Consider the following 17,356-nt stretch of genomic DNA (forward strand, 5'->3'; position numbering starts at 1 on the left):
ACAGGAGTGATAGTTATCAAATCAGCAGTTAAGAAAACATTAGTAGGTACCATGGGTGCAGCAGCTTTGTTTGTAGCAGGCACACAAGTTGCTCATGCCGATACAACACAAATTCAAGCAGGTGATACTGTTTGGTCATTCTCACAAAAGTATCACGTATCAATTGATTCAATCGTTAAGGCTAACAAGTTAGCTGACGCTAACATGATTGTTGCTGGTAAGACCATCAACATTCCTGGCGTTTCAGAAGCACAATTGAACGCTGGTTCAGCAGCCTCATCAGCAGTGGCAGCTCCAGTTGCTGCTAGTTCTGCAGTTGTTGCTTCTGCAACACCTGCTTCAAGTGCTGTAGCCTCATCAGCAGTTGCCACTAGTGCAAGTGCCACAATTGCATCAAGTGCCGTAGCCTCAAGCACGCCTGCACAAGGCCAAACTACTACTGGTACAACAGAACAAGCACAACAAACACCAAGTACTTCAAGTAACTACACTAGTCGTACAACTGCTCAACGTAGTTACACTGGTTATGCTAGTGCACAACGTTCAACTTCAGCTGCCAACACTAACACTGGTTCAGGTGACTGGAACTCATATTTAGGTCAACCATACAGTTATGGTAACCTTGATTGCTCTGGTTTAGTTGCTCGTGTATATGGTAGCCGTGTTAATGGCCGTACCACATATACTCAACAAACTACTGGTGCACATAACTACAGCAATGTAGCTGCAGCTCCAAAGGGTGCTTTGGTATTCTGGGGATCAGACAGTGCTCCATATCACGTAGGTATTTCAAACGGTAACGGAACTTACACCGCTGCACCAAAGACTGGTGATGTTGTTAAGATTAGCTCAATGCAATACAACATGCCTTCATACTACGTAATGCCTCGTTAAAAATTAAAATAAGTTATTTAAAAATTGCTCTATCTATTTTCCAGCTCAGTGAACTGGAAAATAGATAGAGCAATTTTTTATTGCAGTTAATGCTTTTACAGTTACGTTACAATAATAATTTAAGTGAATTTAAGAGTAAAACTTAGTGTAATATTCGTTGTAGTGAATAGTTTATGGGAGGCTATTATGTTTAAACAAAGTATGGAAAGAAAAAAATGTACAAAAAAAATAAGGCTTGGGTGGTAGCAGCTAGTACGATTGCTACTATGATACTAGGGGGATACATATATAATGGTGAGGTTCACGCTGATACTGTCAGTAAATCATCAACGGAATTAAATTCTAGTACGTCATCTAGTTCTGAGACGCAAACTCTGTCAAATACTGCTAGTTCTCAAAGTAATGTGATTAACTATTCTTCTAGTACGGCATCTGATTCGAACAAATTGTCTTCAGAAGCCAATAGTTCTGCGTCAAAAAAATATATTACAAGTAGTGTAAGCGAAAGTAACTCTGCAAGTTCAGTATCTTCTAGTGGAAACTCCACGTCGAGTACTGCTACGAATGCGTTGTCATCAAGCGATTCAACAGTCACATCGGATTCAGTAGCAAATAATTACTCATCAGTTGGACAAACTCAAACTCAAAATGAAAGTGGCACACAACCAACGGCACAAACATCATCAGTAAGTACTAGCATGAGTGCTTCAGATACTTCTAATAACGAAAGTGTGTCTAGTGCAAGTGCTGCTAATGATGCATCTTCTTCTGATGTTAATGTGATTACTGCTCCTTCTGACTTAAGTGCGGATGAGTATGATGACTGGATTGCGAATGCTAAGTTGGAAGCAGAGTTAAATTATGAACAAACTGGTCGAGCACAAGAGGTAATTGTTAATGATTCGGTTGTTTTGAAGATAACAATTGGTAGCTCCTCAATTCCCCGAGTTGATGCTGTTGACGTTTCATCATATCAGTCATGGATGACCCAATCTGATTTTAATAAACTAAAATCGTTAGGTGTTAAAAGTGTAATTGTTAAAGTTTCTGAAGGAACTGACTACAAAAATCCTTACGCAAAGTCTGAAATTTCAATGGCTGAAAAAGCTGGTTTAAATGTTGATGTTTATCATTATGCAACGTTTGCTTCTCAAAGTGCTGCTGTTGCTCAAGCAAAGTATTTGGTATCTGTTTTAAATTCATTTGGAATATCAAAGGATGTATTAGTCTTTGCTGATATGGAGGATACGTCAACGTATACCAGTCAAATAGGTAGTTATTTGAATAGCTTTTGGTCGACGTTATCAGGTAGCGGATACACTAACCATGGTGTCTATACTTACGTAAGTTACGAATATGCAGCTCAAGTTGTGGCAACTGTTGGAAAAGCAAGAACCTGGATGGCACAGTATCCGTATACACCAACTAGCAGTACTAAGTGGAATACAAGTTATGGCGCTTGGCAGTTCTCATCTACCGCTTATTTACCAGGTAGTAGTAACGCCATTGATGTTTCCATTGATTACACCGGTCTTTTCTTATTAAAACCAGTGACATACGATACAATTAAGTCAACAAATGCTGTCAGCTATTATGTTCTTATTTCAGAGAATTCTCGTAACGATGGTCTATTTGTGGATGGTCCTTATTTTACAAGTGCTGCTACAAACACGTTCAGTGGTGGAACAGCCAAATCATATNTAATAGATATTGATAGACTAGAGAATTTCGATTCTCTGGTCTTTTTTTGCGCATAAATTTAGTTGAAATAGATAAAAAGTCATAATTCGTTCATCATAATTGCAAAAAAATGCAAAAATAAGTAAACATTTGTCATTTAGCATTAATTGCATGATGAGAAGAGAAAAAAATAGAAAAACGACTGCAAAAAAATATACCATCGTTGGGTTAGCATTGTTTTTATGCTTGATTATTGGTTGGTATCATATTCATGGATCAAGTAAAGCATCAACGACAAGTGGAAACTCTGTTGGAACTTCCTCAACAATTGCGAAACGGCAAAATATCATTAAGGAGAATTTAAAGAATTACCTAAATACAGTTACTAAAGACGGTACTGTGAGTGTCAGTTTCTACAATCTTGGTGCTACTAGCGGCAGTACTGCTTCTAAGAGTGAATATGCTGATGTTTACAAAGAGGGAAGTTTGGAAACCGAATCAAACGCATATACAAAGGAAACGGCCGCCAGTACTTATAAACTGTTTATTATTGCATTTTTGATGCATGAGAAAAAACTGGGCAACTTTACGTGGAATTCAACTAACACGAATGGTTTTTACACAATGATTGTTGAAAGTCTTAATGACTATGCGGAAAGTGAATTAGAAACTTACGGCATGAGTACAATTGATAGTTTTATTAAATCACAGGGATGGTATTCACCAGTTTTTGTTGATGGTAAGGATGCTTCAACCACCAGTCATAGTTTGGAATTACTACTGAGAAGTTTAGCCAATGGAACTGGGGTATTCAGCAATAAGTCTGACCGTGAGAAAATTTTGAAGTTAATGGGCAAGCAAGAATACAGAACAGGAATTCCAACTGGTGTTGCGGAGGCTGATAAAGGAACTACAGTTCAAGATAAAGTTGGCTTCCTTGATGACACCAACAATGACGCAGCAATTGTCACGATGCCGAATGGACAGAGATACATCTTGGTGATCATGACTCACGGACATAACCAGAGTGGCTTTAGTGGATTTCCTAAGATTGCTAAAATTGCCAAAAATGTTCAAGAGATTGTATACGGAACGAATGCTGGTACTAAGTTGGTTGATTATTCTAATTAGACAAAGCTTGCTCACCCTTTAATAAATGCGTTATGATTGTAGCGTGAGAGGGGGAGAAACAGCATGGCAACGTTAGTAATTACACGACATGGCGAAAGTCAGGCCAATCGAGACAATATTTTTACCGGTTGGTCCGATGTTCCTCTAACGGTGGCAGGAGTTGAACAGGCTCAGAAGGCTGCTGAAACAATCAAAAAACAAAACATTGAATTTAGTGATGTTCACACATCATTTTTACAGCGAGCAATTGTGACGTCTAATTTGATTTGCGAACAGCTTGATCAATTGTATATTCCAATTCATAAAACTTGGCGCCTGAACGAACGTCACTACGGGGCGTTGAGGGGCATGAATAAAGATGTTGCAAAACAAAAATTTGGAGTTGATCAGGTTGCCAAATGGCGACGTGGTTACGCAGATTTACCTCCCATGCTAGATACACCAGACCATGATCGGCGTTATGATGAACTTGGTGTTCAAGTACCACTCAGTGAAAGCCTTAAAATGACCGAAGAACGGTTGTTACCTTACTGGCTTGATCATATTGCTCCACGGCTGTTAGATGGCCATAATCAGTTAATTGTGGCTCATGGTAGCACTCTCCGTGCTTTAGTTAAGTATTTAGATGATATTCCTGATGATCAAATTAATACGGTAGAGATTGCTAATGGTGAACCAATTAAGTATGAGTTTGATAAGCACTTGCATATAATTAGCAAAAGAGAACTAACAAATTAAAAAGGAGTCGGACTTAATGTTCGATTCCATTTTTTATTAGAAAATAATTAGAAAATTATTTGACATTTCACATTTAAGGTTTAGAATACTAAGTAACTTAATCGTTATGGTTAATTTTGGTAACCAGATTAAGATACATACATATTTTTTTACATAGCTTTAGAGAGGGCGAATACATATGAAATTTACAGTTGTTGGTTCAGGTGCCATGGGGTTACGTTATGGCTTATTGTTGCGTGATGCAGGTAACGAGGTTGACTTTGTTGACCCTTGGAAACCCCAAGTTGAGACAGTTCGTAAGCAAGGCGGCGTGTACGTTTCTCGTGATGGTCAAGGTCGTCATTTAGTACCAATGAAGATTTTTTACCCTGAAGAGTATCAAGGTAATCCGGATTGTTATATTTTCTTTACTAAGCAGATGCAGTTGGCTGGAGTTTTAGAACGGTGTGCACATTTCTTCAAGCCTGACCAATATGCCATGACATGTATGAATGGTATGGGCCATATTGATAAGTTATTGAACTATTTCAAACCAGACAAAGTCCTGGCTGGTACGGCGCTTGTTGCAACTGTGTTGAATGGACCTGGTGATGTTGATTTTATTGGCAAGCGTGGTGCTGGTACCATGAATCTGGCAAACTACACGGAACAACCTGACGATTTTACTCATCAAGTTGTCCATGAGCTTGATAAGGCTCAATTTCATCCCAATTTAACCACAAATTTCCGTGGCACACTGCTTGCAAAAGTTGTGTTCAATTCAGTTGTTAATACGTTATGCACAATGTTTGAAATGACGATGGGGGAATTTGCAGATTACGAGGGATTTGAAGACATGTCATTACAGCTGATTAACGAGGCATACGATGCTTGTGAGCGTGATGGTATTAGGATGATCAACACTCGGCAAGAAGAGTTAGAAAGCGTTAAATACGTTAGCAGAGTTGCTAATCCACTACATTATCCATCAATGTATCAAGATATGCATAACTATCGTAAAACCGAAGTTGACTATATCAACGGATACCTTGTTAAATTAGGAGATAAACATGGTTACGATGCTAAGACGCACCGGTTCTTGACGCACGAAGTACATTTAGCCGAAATTAAGAAAGCAAAGGAACTTCGTGAGATGCAAAAGGAAACTGTCAAAACAGCATAGTTTCAGATTGAAAATAGTTATACTCGGCAGTTGATCTATTGAGCAATTATCCGTAAAACAGAAGGAACAGATAAATCGTTTGAACACCTAACGATTTATCTGTTCCTTTTCTTGTACTATTGTAGCGTCTTAATTCTATGTTTAGCTTTTACGCCAAGGCGCCCATCGGATCCCATGGTTTTAAAATGGTTGGTTCTTGTTCCTGTGCTTGCTTTAATTTATCTGGTAAAAATTGTTTGTTAACAACGATTTGATAGCAATATTCGTCCATCCAGGTATCTGACATAACAAAGTAGCCTTTTTCTCCAACTTTTGGGCCCCACGAGTTTTCAACTTTCCATTTTGTTGGTTTGTTGTTAACGAGGTCGACCCCAGTAATAACCATGGCGTGAGTCATCATGCTTTCACCATAGTCCAGTCGCTGAGCCTTTGTCATGGATAAATCTGTGTCAAATAACTCACTTTTAGCGTATATGTTCAAATCCATAATGCCCTTTTGACGATCAGAGCTTTGACCAACGTCACACCCAAACCAGACACTTTCGCCTGCTTGTAACTGAGCAATGGCCAGTTTTTTAAAATCTTCCATGGTCACGTTTAAATGCTTCACACTGCGACCGCCAACTACATTGCCGAGCATATCAACCGTGTAAGTTTTATCATAGGGCTTGTCTGCGGTTGGGGCATTAATGATTGAAACGTAATCATTTAAATTCCAGCCAACATATTTGCTGAAAAATTCCTTTGGCGTTAAATCAGAATCGCGGTGAAAATTGTTGTCCTTATCCCGATATTCAAAATCAAATTTAACAGGTGGTTGGCCAAAACTGTACGATAACATACGATACACATCACTCAGCATTGAAGTACGTTTTTCATCGATTGTTTTGTCGTCTGTTTTGTCAGCAACCATTTGACGTAGGGCGACTGCATCTTGACGTAACTTACGATTCAAAACGGTATTGATCTCGTTTGATTTTGATGAATTATACGTTTCAGGCATCGCAGTTTGGGGCACGACACCGTATTTCTCGATCAAAGCACAAAGCATATCCCACTGACCGCCATCTTGTTGTGGTGTCGCCATTAGCCAGGCAACTTCCCGACTATCAGCCGGTTGGTCGGCCGTCCTCAAGACATTTTCGTAAAAGAAGTTGGCCTTTTCAAATTTATCCCAGAAAAATGTGTATGACTGCGATAATTCAAATTTCTTTAATCCCAGTTGTTTTGCCATATCATGACGCATTGTGTTGAGCGCAGCAAACATCCAGCACCGGCCAGATTGTTTTTGGTTCGCAACATCGCCCGTATCTAAATCAATGGAAAAAACAGGTGTTGTTTCACTTACGGCATGCCAATCGTAGCTGCTGGCGAGAATTCCATTTTTGGTGATGGCACGCTCGTTTACGGCGGATTCCTTACGGCTGATTAAATCTTTTTGAAAACTTACTAGTTCTTCATTACTGATTATGTGACTCAAGTAAATCACTCCTTTAATGTTTAACTTCCATTTTAACATTTAGTTATTTAGCCGCAATTATCTTCATTAGTTTTCACGGTCAGTGAGTAGTTCTTGATATTCTGGATGCTTTTCAAACGCTTTTTTTGCATAAGGACACAATAACTGAACATGTAAATTACGTTGCTTAGCGTATTCATAAAATTCAGCAACCAATTTTGCCGCAAGACCTTGACCACGAGCAATTGGATTTACGAAAGTCCGTTCTACTAGGACTGTGTCCGTGTCTTCGTCAATTGTTGGAAAAACAATTTCGCCAAGCAGGGTACCATCCTTATCAACAGTATAAATGCGATTGTCTTCATATTTAAAATTCATGTTATAACCTCCAATGGTGTTTGTTTTGCATTAAATGTAATCTTTTCCCATATTTTTTTCAATTCATCCGGTATACAGGTATGAAAAAAGTTTTGCGTATCTTATAATTAAGCAGATAAATTAAATGAGGTGAAGATAATGACACGAGGGTTTGAGATCGTATCAAGCAAGCAAAATGAAGTCTTAAATGTCCCCAAACGCCAAACTAAGCAGGCGGCGGGATACGACTTTGAGTGTGCAGAGGATTTTACACTGCCATCAATTTGGAAGTTTAACTTTGTTAAGATTATCAAAGGGTTACTGCATCATGAAGAATTGAGTGATGAAGACTATCTAGATGCTGATAAAGTCCTTAAACCATTTTTAGTACCAACCGGAATCAAGGCATATATGGGTAAAAATGAATTTTTAATGTTAGCCAACCGTTCTAGTAACCCACTAAAACGAAGATTAGTATTGCCAAATGGTGTTGGAATTGTTGATGCAGACTACTATAACAACGAAGGTAACGAGGGAGAAATATTTTTCCAATTGCTGAATTTTGGCGTAAAAGATGTCGTTATTAAAAAGGGTGAGCGGATTGGTCAAGGGATCTTTATGCCATATCTATTGGCAGATGAAGAGGATCAGCCGATGAGTGACCGAAAAGGCGGATTTGGCTCTACCAAAAAATAGTTCACCTGTTAATAATAAAGGGTCTATCAGGTAGTGTATGCTACAATGAAAAGAACAGAGATTGGGGGCCGATAAATGGCAAAAATAAAGACACAGTACGTTTGTTCCAACTGTGGGTACAGCACGCCACGTTTTTTAGGACGCTGTCCAAATTGTGGTGAATGGAATACGTTGGTCGAAGAACGGATTCAACCAACGTCATCGAATGTTACCGCTGCTAATCGAGTTAGCTTGAGTGGCGAAAAATCTAAACCTACTAAGATTAAAGAAATAAAAATGGGACAGACTCCAAGAACCCAGACTAAAATCCGTGAACTGGATCGAGTACTTGGCGGCGGGATCGTTCCGGGTTCTTTAATTTTAATTGGTGGAGACCCTGGAATTGGTAAGTCGACTCTATTGTTGCAGGTTTCCGGGCAGCTAAACAGTGTTGGTGGAACTGTACTTTATGTATCTGGTGAAGAAAGTGCCACACAAATAAAGATGCGGGCGGATCGATTACATGTCAGTGGTGATGCTTTTTATGTGTATCCTGAAACGGACATGGGGGCCATTCGGGAAACTATTGAAGAGGTTAAGCCAGACTATGTAGTCATTGATTCTGTGCAGACCATGTCGGAGGCTGATGTTACGTCTGCGATCGGTAGTGTGGCACAAATTCGTGAAGTTACTGCTGAACTGATGCAGATTGCTAAAAGTAATGGGATTACCATTTTTATCGTTGGCCATGTTACTAAAGGCGGGGCAATTGCAGGCCCAAAGATTCTTGAACACATGGTGGACACTGTTTTGTACTTTGAGGGGGACTTACACCATACTTACCGAATCCTAAGGTCTGTTAAGAACCGGTTTGGATCAACTAATGAGTTAGGTATTTTCGAAATGCGTGAAGAGGGGTTGGCAGAGATTGCTAATCCATCAGAGATTTTCCTTGAAGAACGTCTAAAAAATGCGACGGGTTCTGCAATCGTGGTTTCCATGGAAGGTACGCGACCAATTTTAGTTGAAATTCAGGCACTGATTACACCGACCGTTTTTGGCAACGCTCAACGAACTGCTACAGGATTAAACCGCAATCGAGTTTCTTTATTGATGGCGGTGCTCGAGAAAAGAGCTAATTTGATGCTTCAAAATCAAGATGCTTATCTGAAAGCTGCTGGCGGTGTTAAACTTGACGAGCCCGCAATTGATTTGGCCATTTCTATGAGTATTGCATCAAGTTATCGTGATAAGGGTACTCAACCAACCGATGCATTTGTTGGAGAAGTTGGTCTGACGGGTGAGATTAGAAGGGTTAATCGTATTGAACAACGAGTTGCTGAGGCTGAAAAGCTTGGATTTAAGCGAATATTTATTCCAAAAAATAATTTGCAGGGATGGAATCCACCGACAGGAATTCAAGTTATTGGTGTCGCAACTTTAGCAGAGGCGCTTAAGAGTGCGTTAAATTAATGAGGGGAGGGGAAAATATGAGAAAACATATTATCAGACTACTATTTATTATAGTTGGGGCTGCAGTAGGATTTTACTACTTGCCACTACTATGGGATGCATTAGACTTTAAGTTCTTCGGCATTGTTCGTTTATTTAGTGATTTAATTATTGGTGCCATTGTATTTTTGCTATTATCATTTGTGCTTTCCGGCACTATCAATCGGTTAGTTAATAGAGTTGAAGCGTATTTAACGAAACAAAGTCCTGTATACCTATTTTTTGGTAGTTTATTGACAATTGTTGGTTTAGTTTTGGCGGTATTGGTGTCAACGCCGCTATGGAATTCTCATGTTCCGGTTTTAGATAATGTTGTTCCGGTTATTTTGATGGTGATTCTTGGTTACTTTGGTTTTCGAATCGGTACAACTCGTTTGGATGAATGGCGTAATTTGTTTCAATTGAGGCGTCAGCGTGGAGGTGGCAAAGACAGCCATGTAATGGCCAAACAGGATGCTAACTATCATCATTATAAGATTTTGGATACCAATATTTTAATTGATGGCCGCATCTACGATATCGTGAAAACTGGTTTTATTGAAGGAACGTTATTAGTGCCAAACTTCGTCTTGTACGAGTTACAATATATTGCTGATTCCAGCGACAGCATTAAACGAGTTCGTGGTCGCCGTGGCTTGGATATTTTAAATAAACTTCAGAATGAAAAAATTGTGCCTATTGAGATGTACGAAGGCGATTTTGAAGATATCCCTGAAGTCGATAGTAAATTAATTCGTCTGGCAAAAGAAGTGGACGGCGTGATTGTTACAAATGATTTTAACTTAAACAAGGTTATTCAATTCCAAAATGTTGAAGTTATGAATATTAATGGATTGGCAAAGGCTTTGAAACCACGGGTAATTCCTGGCGAAAAATTGAACGTTATGGTGGTTAAAAAGGGTACAGAGCGCCAACAAGGCGTTGCGTACCTGGATGATGGTACGATGGTAGTTGTTGAAGATGGGCGTTATTACATGAACGACCATATCGATGTTGAAGTTACTAGCGCGTTGCAGACAGATGCGGGCCGGATGATTTTTGCACGGCCAGTTCACTCACCTAAGGGTATTAATGATCATCACAGCGAAGATAACAGTGATAAGAAGTAGTAACAGAAGTAAATACACTTTAAATTTTGTCCATAGACCTGTACACTATATATGACTATTAATGAAAGAGGCGTAATATTTTGGCTAAAAATAACATTCGGGTGCGCTATGCCCCAAGTCCAACGGGACATTTACACATTGGTAACGCCCGGACAGCTTTGTTTAACTACCTGTTTGCCCGTCACAACAAGGGTAAGTTTATTATTCGAATTGAGGATACTGACACTAAACGTAATATCGCGGATGGTGAACACAGTCAATTAGACAACCTGAAATGGTTGGGATTGGACTGGGATGAAGGTCCTGATGTTGGTGGCGATTTTGGTCCATATCGTCAATCCGAACGCAAAGATATCTATGTCAAACTTATTCAACAATTGCTTGATGAGGGAAAAGCGTACAAGTCATACAAGACTGAGGAAGAATTAGAATCAGATCGTGAGGCTCAAAAGGCTAAGAAGATCATGCCTCACTATGAGTATGAATACAAAGGCATGAGTGCTGAAGAAATTAAACAAGCTCAGGCAGATGCTGAGGCAAAGGGATTACAACCAGTTGTGCGTTTCCATGTTCCTGATGAAACATATACTTGGCATGATCTTGTTAAGGGTGATATATCGTTTGATGCCAAGACCATTGGTGGGGATTTTGTCATTCAAAAACGTGATGGCATGCCTACTTATAACTTTGCCGTGGTTGTCGATGATCATTTGATGGAGATTAGTCATGTATTCCGTGGGGATGACCATGTTGCTAACACGCCTAAGCAATTGATGATTTATGAAGCCTTCGGCTGGGAAGCACCTCAATTTGGTCACATGAGTTTAATTATCAACACAGAGACTGGTAAAAAGCTCAGTAAGCGTGATGAATCCGTACTCCAATTCATCGAACAGTATCGTGAATTGGGATATTTACCTGACGCAATGTTGAATTTCATTGTTTTGTTGGGTTGGTCACCAGTTGGTGAGGATGAGATCTTTAATCGTAAGGAATTCATCAAGATGTATGATGAAAACCGTTTGAGCAAGTCGCCAGCATCATTTGATGGCAAGAAGCTTGAATGGATTAATAATCAATACATGAAGAATGCTGACGAGGATCAAGTGTTTGATTTGGCACTGCCTCAATTAATTGAGGCTGGCCTATTAAAAAAGCAGCCAGATGCATTAACTCTTGAATGGACTCGCAAACTGATTAGTATTTTTAAACGTGAAATCAGTTATGCGCGTGAAATTGTGCCATTGGCGCAGCCGTTCTTTGAAGAACGTCATGATATTGATGATGAAGCTCGTGAGGAGATTTCGGCTGATACTGCATTGGTTGTCATTAAAGAATTCTATAATCGAATTCAAAAACTTGATTATTTGAATACGGTTCAGATTTTGAAGACGATCAAGAGTATTCAAAAGGATACGAAGATTAAGGGCCGTAAGCTGTGGATGCCAATTAGAATTGCCGTTACACATGAAATGCACGGGCCAGAATTGCCTGAAAGCATCGAATTAATTGGTTATGATCAAACCCTGAAGTATCTTAAACAGATGATTGAGGAACTAGAAAAGTAAATAAAATGGTGTTGTATCGTTTGGATGCCACCAAAAAGAGCAATGTTGATATTCAACATTGCTCTTTTTTTTAGATTGCGTATTTAATTAGAGCTGCTGTGCTTTTCCGAATATATGGAAAAATGGAGAGGCTGGTAACAAAGCACCCTTTCTCGAATATAACCTTAATTTTTATAATCGATATTCATCTGGTTTGGCACTAGCAGGTGCATATTGGTCCATTTGTGAATCGCGATAATCCCACCATTCGTTTTCGTATCCGGTAAAACCAGCCTTTTGCATGGCTCTGTTTAAGACTTGATAGTTATGCTCTTGGTATGGTTTACGACGGTAATTTCTCTTAGATTTATCGGTGAAATCATCGAAGCCACTTTGCATTGGTACCTCGGTACCATCAAGTTCACATAACGTTAAATCAAAGGTAACACCTTTTTGGTGGCTGAAATTTGGATTTGGTTTAGCAACCCATTTGGTGTCGGGGTTGACATTAAACAGCTTTGATTGAGATTCAACCGGGCGGTAAGCATCCCATATTTTTAGCCTAAATCCCTGGTCTTTTAGTAGCTGATTTGCTTTAGTTAGTTTACGGACGGTCCCCGCACGAGCAATTGCTGTACTAAAATCATAAATTTGTTGACCAGTAAAATTGTTTTCTGTAGCATAGCGTAGTTCAACAATGATCGTTGGATCGAGAGCTTGGACATTCAAGAATCCATCGTCCGGAGTTTCTGGACTGTTAATTGCAATCATGGTTATTCCTCCTCATATTATCAATCAGTTTTATTATACAAAAAAAAGATGGCGGGGAAGCCATCTTTTGAGGAGTATTACGAAAATCTTGGGGGGATTTCGTAACTTATTTTTCGGTTACTATTGGGAGGAGTAATTGAAAAATATAGGTTTGTGTAACAGGAAATTATCGTTCCTTGTTACTGAGGACAATATTAGCATTAGATTGTGAATAAAATGTGACGTTTTTTTAACGTTGCATTATTTGATAAATTTATTAGATCTATAACATTATTTATATAGCAGAATCAAGTACCACAGTGTGGTAAAATAATGATACTGATTTTAAATAAAGGAGCCTAGCTAATGCTAAAAGTATATAATACCCTATCGCGTCAAAAAGAAGAATTTCATCCGCTTAATCCAGGGGTTGTTAATATGTACGTGTGTGGACCAACTGTCTATAATTACATTCACATTGGTAATGCCCGTAGTGCAATCGCTTTTGATACGATTCGTCGGTATTTAGAATTTAGCGGATACCAGGTTAAATACGTCTCTAATTTTACTGATGTAGATGACAAAATGATTAAGGCTGCTCACGAGCAAGGAATTACTGTGCCACAATTGGCTGACAAATATATTGATGCTTTCATGGAAGATACAGAGGCTGTAAACATTGAACCGGCAACCAAACATCCACGAGCAACCGAAAATATTCCGGATATTATTCAGTTTGTCAGCGATTTAATTGATAAGGGATATGCGTATGAATCTCAGGGAGACGTATATTATCGCGCACGTAAATTCAAACATTATGGTGAATTATCAGATCAATCTATAGATGATCTTGAAGTGGGTGCTAGTCAACACGTGGATGAGTCAGAGTTTGATAAAAAAGAAGATCCAATTGACTTCGCATTGTGGAAAGCAGCCAAACCAGGAGAAATTAGTTGGGACTCTCCCTGGGGTAAAGGTCGTCCGGGATGGCATATTGAGTGCTCAGTGATGTCAACCAAGTATCTTGGTGATACTTTTGATATTCACGGTGGTGGTCAAGATTTGGCTTTTCCACATCACGAAAATGAAATTGCTCAGAGTGAGGCCCGTACAGGTAAAAAGTTTGCACGTTACTGGATGCATAACGGGTTCGTAACTGTCGGTGATGAGAACGAGAAAATGAGTAAGTCACTGGGAAACTTTGTTACAGTTCACGATATTGTTAAAACGTTAGATCCTCAAATCTTACGCTTCTTGATGGCGACAACTCAGTATCGGCGACCAATTCAATACAGTCAAAAAAACATTACCGATGCCACCAACAATCTAAATCGAATTCAAACATCTTTTGAAAATATTACCTACCGTCAAAAGAATGCACAGATTGGTGCAGATGACGATATTGACGAGAAAATTGATCAACTGGTCGATGAATATAAGACGGCCATGGATGATGATTTCAATGCACAAAATGCCATTGCGGTCGTATACGAACTGATTAAGCTAAGTAACGTCTACGATCAGCAAACAAGTGTTAAAACTGGCACAATAAAAAAGATTATTGATACTATGAAAGATTTAATGTCTGTATTTGGCATTAAATTGGTTGTTAATGAGCTAAATGATGAAAAGGTAAAATCACTAATCCAACAACGCAATCAGGCCCGCAAGGATCATGATTTTGAACTGAGCGATAAGATTCGTGATGACTTGAAAGAACAGGGCATAATAATAGAAGATACTCCACAGGGAACTCGTTTCAGAAGGGAATAGCATGACAGATACAGATTACAAACAAGTTAACGGAATCGCATTGGCCTATTTGGGCGATGCTGCTTACGAAGTCTACATTCGGCAACACTTAATTCAAGATGGTTTGACAAAGCCGACTAAATTACATCATATAGCAACACACTATGTTTCGGCTAAAGCGCAGGCGGCCTTAGTTGATTTGATGAAGGAAGACCAATTACTTTCTGAGACCGAGTGGGACTATTTTAAACGCGGTCGCAATGCCAATAGTCACACACATGCTAAAAATACATCGGTTTTAACTTACCGTATTTCTACTGGTTTTGAAGCTTTGATGGGATATTTGAAGTTGAGTGGTCAAACAGACCGATTGAGTGAATTGGCAGCATGGTGTATTGAGCAAGTGGAAGCAGGGAGAACTGAAGATAATGACAACAAATAATACCGAGGGCAGTCTTGATTTCGTGATTGGACGGCATCCGGCGATTGCCGCTTTAAAATCTGAGCAAACAATTAATAAAGCATTTATTCAAGAGGGACTCAAGTCGGATACAATTGGAGATATTATTAAACTGGCAAAAAAACGCGGCCTAGTGATTTCGAGTGTCCCCAAAAGTAAACTAGATCAAATGACTAATCACGAGAACCATCAAGGGGTCGTTTTAGCTGTGGCGGCATTTGAATATGCTACAATTGATGATTTGTTTGATAACGCCTCAAAAAAGGGTGAGGCACCTTTTTTCTTGATTTTGGATGAGCTTGAAGATCCACATAATTTGGGATCGATTTTAAGAACAGCCGATGCGGCCGGTGTTCACGGAATTATTATTCCTAAGCGACGCGCTGTAGGTTTAACTTCGGTAGTTGCCAAAACTTCAACGGGCGCCATTGAACACGTTCCGGTAGCACGTGTTACTAATCTTGTGCAAACAGCAAAAGAATTACAAAAACGAGGCGTTTGGATATTTGGTACGGATATGAATGGGACAGACTACCGACGGTGGGATGCAACTGGTTCAGTCGCTTTGGTAATTGGTAATGAGGGTAAGGGCATTTCTGCACTGATGAAAAAGACGGTCGACGATATGCTGACAATTCCAATGATTGGTCATGTTCAAAGCCTTAATGCGAGTGTTGCGGCTAGTCTTCTTATTTATCAAGGATACAGTTCTAGACATCCACTGTAATATTAAAAAATGAGTAATTGCATTTCACAGACATGAAAGATGCAATTACTCATTTTTATATTTAAACAAAAACTTTGACGTTGTGTAAAATGGCATATTAATGAGCAAAAATATTGATTTGATCATAGAAATTTTATGATGCTCATTATAAATTAATTTAATACTAAACAAATTGTGAAAATCACCACTATAAACATACGTTCGCTTGTCTCGATTTCTGCATCAGGTATATTATTTTTTGTTAAACATTTTCATATAAACATCAGGATGGTAATTTCAACTAATAAGGAGGTCGTATGGAAGACATTTCGACAAGATATATCAGCGATAATGAGTTGATCCAAAATTTTAAAAATGGTGATTCAAATAGTTTTACTGTTCTTTATAATAGGTACTTGCCGTTGGTTTACAAGATTAAAAGGAAATATTATTTCCAAGACGTCGATTCTGATGACTGGAAGCAAGAAGCTTGGATTGTTATTTTAAAAACAATTAGGCACTTTGATGGTAACAGAGGAGTTGCTTTTGGATATTATTTCAAACGAAATTTACGTAATCGAGCTTTTGACATTATTAGACATGAAAATGCGTCAAAGAGAATCAGAGCTGACAAAAAGGTGAATATTGACAGTGAAGATTGTGAAAACTCGTTGATGGATTCATCTAACCACATGCCAGATGAATGGGCTATCTGTTGTGAAAAATTTAAACGCTTTTTTGCGTCTTGCTCACCACGGGAAAAACGAATCTTTGTTTTAATTCATCAGGGGAAAAATCCTCAAGAAGTTGCTGATATACTGCACTGCCATTACCGAAATGTAACTGGTGCGTTGGATAGATGCCGAAAGAAATTGAATTCGCTATAACCTATACAGGAAGAAAATACCTTGCGTTTCAAACGCAGGGTATTTTCTGCCCTTGTTTAGTAATTGACAATCCGTTTTAATTCATGATAGGATTACATGGACTATGGAGGTGGATGTGTTGGCACAAAAAAAGGCGGCTCTAGCATGTTCTGTTTGTGGTTCTCGAAACTACACCATCACAGCTAATCCTAACCGAAGTGAACGATTAGAAATTAAAAAATATTGTAAACATTGTCAAAAATATACGATACATAAAGAGACTAAATAGTACTTAGGAGGATGTCACATGCATTTAATTCGCTTTTTTAAGAGTGTAGGAAAAGAAATGAAGCTCGTTGTATGGCCAACTGCCAAAGAAAACCGTCGCGATACAACTGTAGTTTTGTCGTTAACTATTTTCTTCATCTTGTTCTTTGCTCTGTTTGACTGGCTGATTGAAAGTGGATTACTTGCTTTCGTTAGATAGTCGTGGTCAAATAGTATAATATTTGCTATACTAATCTTGTTGGAACTTCGTTTGTTGCGAGGTTTTTTTAT

The 17,356-nt window shown here is 38.9% G+C and carries 18 protein-coding genes; 15 read left to right on the forward strand and 3 right to left on the reverse strand.

Annotated features, from left to right (window positions below; all coding sequences use genetic code 11):
• The 5 genes from FD16_RS08830 to FD16_RS08850 all read left to right on the forward strand — a co-directional run.
• A partial coding sequence (locus FD16_RS08830; RefSeq protein WP_056938547.1) for an NlpC/P60 family protein occupies positions 1 to 894 on the forward strand: 894 nt, incomplete at its 5' end.
• 215 nt (positions 895 to 1,109) lie between these two features.
• Positions 1,110 to 2,594: GH25 family lysozyme (locus FD16_RS08835; RefSeq protein ID WP_268871793.1), on the forward strand; the 1,485-nt coding region annotated here is incomplete at its 3' end.
• Positions 2,595 to 2,745: 151 nt separating this feature from the next.
• The gene (locus FD16_RS08840; protein ID WP_235778177.1) at positions 2,746 to 3,705 is read left to right on the forward strand and encodes a serine hydrolase; all 960 of its coding nucleotides are present in this window, start codon (positions 2,746 to 2,748) and stop codon (positions 3,703 to 3,705) included.
• Between the two features lie 63 nt (positions 3,706 to 3,768).
• Positions 3,769 to 4,443, forward strand: a complete 675-nt coding sequence (locus FD16_RS08845) for a 2,3-bisphosphoglycerate-dependent phosphoglycerate mutase (protein WP_010622975.1) — start codon at positions 3,769 to 3,771, stop codon at positions 4,441 to 4,443.
• A 178-nt stretch (positions 4,444 to 4,621) separates the two neighbouring features.
• Complete coding sequence (locus FD16_RS08850) at positions 4,622 to 5,605, forward strand: ketopantoate reductase family protein (RefSeq protein WP_010622974.1); 984 nt, start codon at positions 4,622 to 4,624, stop codon at positions 5,603 to 5,605.
• A gap of 148 nt (positions 5,606 to 5,753) precedes the next feature.
• Here FD16_RS08850 and FD16_RS08855 read toward each other — a convergent pair whose 3' ends face one another.
• The gene (locus FD16_RS08855) at positions 5,754 to 7,085 is read right to left on the reverse strand and encodes a C1 family peptidase (protein WP_010622973.1); all 1,332 of its coding nucleotides are present in this window, start codon (positions 7,083 to 7,085) and stop codon (positions 5,754 to 5,756) included.
• Positions 7,086 to 7,151: 66 nt separating this feature from the next.
• Positions 7,152 to 7,442 carry a GNAT family N-acetyltransferase gene (locus tag FD16_RS08860; RefSeq protein WP_010622972.1) on the reverse strand — a complete coding sequence of 97 codons (291 nt, stop codon included), beginning with the start codon at positions 7,440 to 7,442 and terminating at the stop codon, positions 7,152 to 7,154.
• 138 nt (positions 7,443 to 7,580) lie between these two features.
• On the opposite strand from FD16_RS08860, the gene FD16_RS08865 reads away from it, so the two are divergent.
• The 4 genes from FD16_RS08865 to gltX all read left to right on the forward strand — a co-directional run bounded on the left by FD16_RS08865 (position 7,581) and on the right by gltX (position 12,285).
• The gene (locus tag FD16_RS08865) at positions 7,581 to 8,117 is read left to right on the forward strand and encodes a dCTP deaminase/dUTPase family protein (protein ID WP_010622971.1); all 537 of its coding nucleotides are present in this window, start codon (positions 7,581 to 7,583) and stop codon (positions 8,115 to 8,117) included.
• 75 nt (positions 8,118 to 8,192) lie between these two features.
• Positions 8,193 to 9,569, forward strand: coding sequence for a DNA repair protein RadA (radA, locus tag FD16_RS08870; RefSeq protein WP_010622970.1), 1,377 nt, complete (start codon positions 8,193 to 8,195; stop codon positions 9,567 to 9,569).
• A gap of 17 nt (positions 9,570 to 9,586) precedes the next feature.
• A complete protein-coding gene (locus tag FD16_RS08875) occupies positions 9,587 to 10,717 on the forward strand; it encodes a PIN/TRAM domain-containing protein (RefSeq protein ID WP_010622969.1) in 1,131 nt (376 codons plus the stop codon).
• 80 nt (positions 10,718 to 10,797) lie between these two features.
• On the forward strand, positions 10,798 to 12,285 hold the full coding sequence (gltX, locus tag FD16_RS08880) for a glutamate--tRNA ligase (protein WP_010622968.1): 1,488 nt from the start codon (positions 10,798 to 10,800) through the stop codon (positions 12,283 to 12,285).
• Positions 12,286 to 12,456: 171 nt separating this feature from the next.
• Here the strand turns inward: gltX and FD16_RS08885 are convergent, their stop codons facing one another.
• On the reverse strand, positions 12,457 to 13,035 hold the full coding sequence (locus FD16_RS08885; protein ID WP_010622967.1) for a M15 family metallopeptidase: 579 nt from the start codon (positions 13,033 to 13,035) through the stop codon (positions 12,457 to 12,459).
• Between the two features lie 345 nt (positions 13,036 to 13,380).
• Between FD16_RS08885 and cysS the strand changes: the two genes are divergently transcribed.
• The 6 genes from cysS to secE all read left to right on the forward strand — a co-directional run bounded on the left by cysS (position 13,381) and on the right by secE (position 17,285).
• Positions 13,381 to 14,787 (forward strand): cysteine--tRNA ligase, encoded by a 1,407-nt coding sequence (gene cysS, locus FD16_RS08890; protein WP_010622966.1) that lies wholly within the window; start codon positions 13,381 to 13,383, stop codon positions 14,785 to 14,787.
• A gap of 1 nt (position 14,788) precedes the next feature.
• Positions 14,789 to 15,208 (forward strand): Mini-ribonuclease 3, encoded by a 420-nt coding sequence (locus FD16_RS08895; RefSeq protein ID WP_010622965.1) that lies wholly within the window; start codon positions 14,789 to 14,791, stop codon positions 15,206 to 15,208.
• On the forward strand, positions 15,195 to 15,953 hold the full coding sequence (gene rlmB, locus FD16_RS08900) for a 23S rRNA (guanosine(2251)-2'-O)-methyltransferase RlmB (RefSeq protein WP_010622964.1): 759 nt from the start codon (positions 15,195 to 15,197) through the stop codon (positions 15,951 to 15,953). The genes FD16_RS08895 and rlmB overlap by 14 nt, the downstream gene beginning before the upstream one ends.
• Positions 15,954 to 16,249: 296 nt before the next feature.
• The gene (locus FD16_RS08905; RefSeq protein WP_010622963.1) at positions 16,250 to 16,819 is read left to right on the forward strand and encodes an RNA polymerase sigma factor; all 570 of its coding nucleotides are present in this window, start codon (positions 16,250 to 16,252) and stop codon (positions 16,817 to 16,819) included.
• Between the two features lie 118 nt (positions 16,820 to 16,937).
• A complete protein-coding gene (gene rpmG / locus FD16_RS12615; RefSeq protein WP_010622962.1) occupies positions 16,938 to 17,087 on the forward strand; it encodes a 50S ribosomal protein L33 in 150 nt (49 codons plus the stop codon).
• 18 nt (positions 17,088 to 17,105) lie between these two features.
• Entirely contained in the window at positions 17,106 to 17,285 is a 180-nt protein-coding gene (gene secE, locus FD16_RS08910; protein WP_010622961.1) for a preprotein translocase subunit SecE, read from the forward strand.
• Positions 17,286 to 17,356: the final 71 nt, after the last annotated feature.

Source organism: Paucilactobacillus suebicus DSM 5007 = KCTC 3549 (assembly GCF_001434475.1).
GTDB lineage: Bacteria > Bacillota > Bacilli > Lactobacillales > Lactobacillaceae > Paucilactobacillus > Paucilactobacillus suebicus.

Coding starts and splice junctions, on each gene's coding strand:
- FD16_RS08845 (WP_010622975.1), top strand. CDS start 3,769: ATGGCAACGTTAGTAATTACACGACATGGCGAAAGTCAGGCCAATCGA.
- FD16_RS08840 (WP_235778177.1), top strand. CDS start 2,746: ATGATGAGAAGAGAAAAAAATAGAAAAACGACTGCAAAAAAATATACC.
- cysS (WP_010622966.1), top strand. CDS start 13,381: ATGCTAAAAGTATATAATACCCTATCGCGTCAAAAAGAAGAATTTCAT.
- FD16_RS08850 (WP_010622974.1), top strand. CDS start 4,622: ATGAAATTTACAGTTGTTGGTTCAGGTGCCATGGGGTTACGTTATGGC.
- radA (WP_010622970.1), top strand. CDS start 8,193: ATGGCAAAAATAAAGACACAGTACGTTTGTTCCAACTGTGGGTACAGC.
- FD16_RS08860 (WP_010622972.1), bottom strand. CDS start 7,442: ATGAATTTTAAATATGAAGACAATCGCATTTATACTGTTGATAAGGAT.
- FD16_RS08895 (WP_010622965.1), top strand. CDS start 14,789: ATGACAGATACAGATTACAAACAAGTTAACGGAATCGCATTGGCCTAT.
- FD16_RS08875 (WP_010622969.1), top strand. CDS start 9,587: ATGAGAAAACATATTATCAGACTACTATTTATTATAGTTGGGGCTGCA.
- FD16_RS08905 (WP_010622963.1), top strand. CDS start 16,250: ATGGAAGACATTTCGACAAGATATATCAGCGATAATGAGTTGATCCAA.
- secE (WP_010622961.1), top strand. CDS start 17,106: ATGCATTTAATTCGCTTTTTTAAGAGTGTAGGAAAAGAAATGAAGCTC.
- FD16_RS08865 (WP_010622971.1), top strand. CDS start 7,581: ATGACACGAGGGTTTGAGATCGTATCAAGCAAGCAAAATGAAGTCTTA.
- FD16_RS08885 (WP_010622967.1), bottom strand. CDS start 13,035: ATGATTGCAATTAACAGTCCAGAAACTCCGGACGATGGATTCTTGAAT.
- rlmB (WP_010622964.1), top strand. CDS start 15,195: ATGACAACAAATAATACCGAGGGCAGTCTTGATTTCGTGATTGGACGG.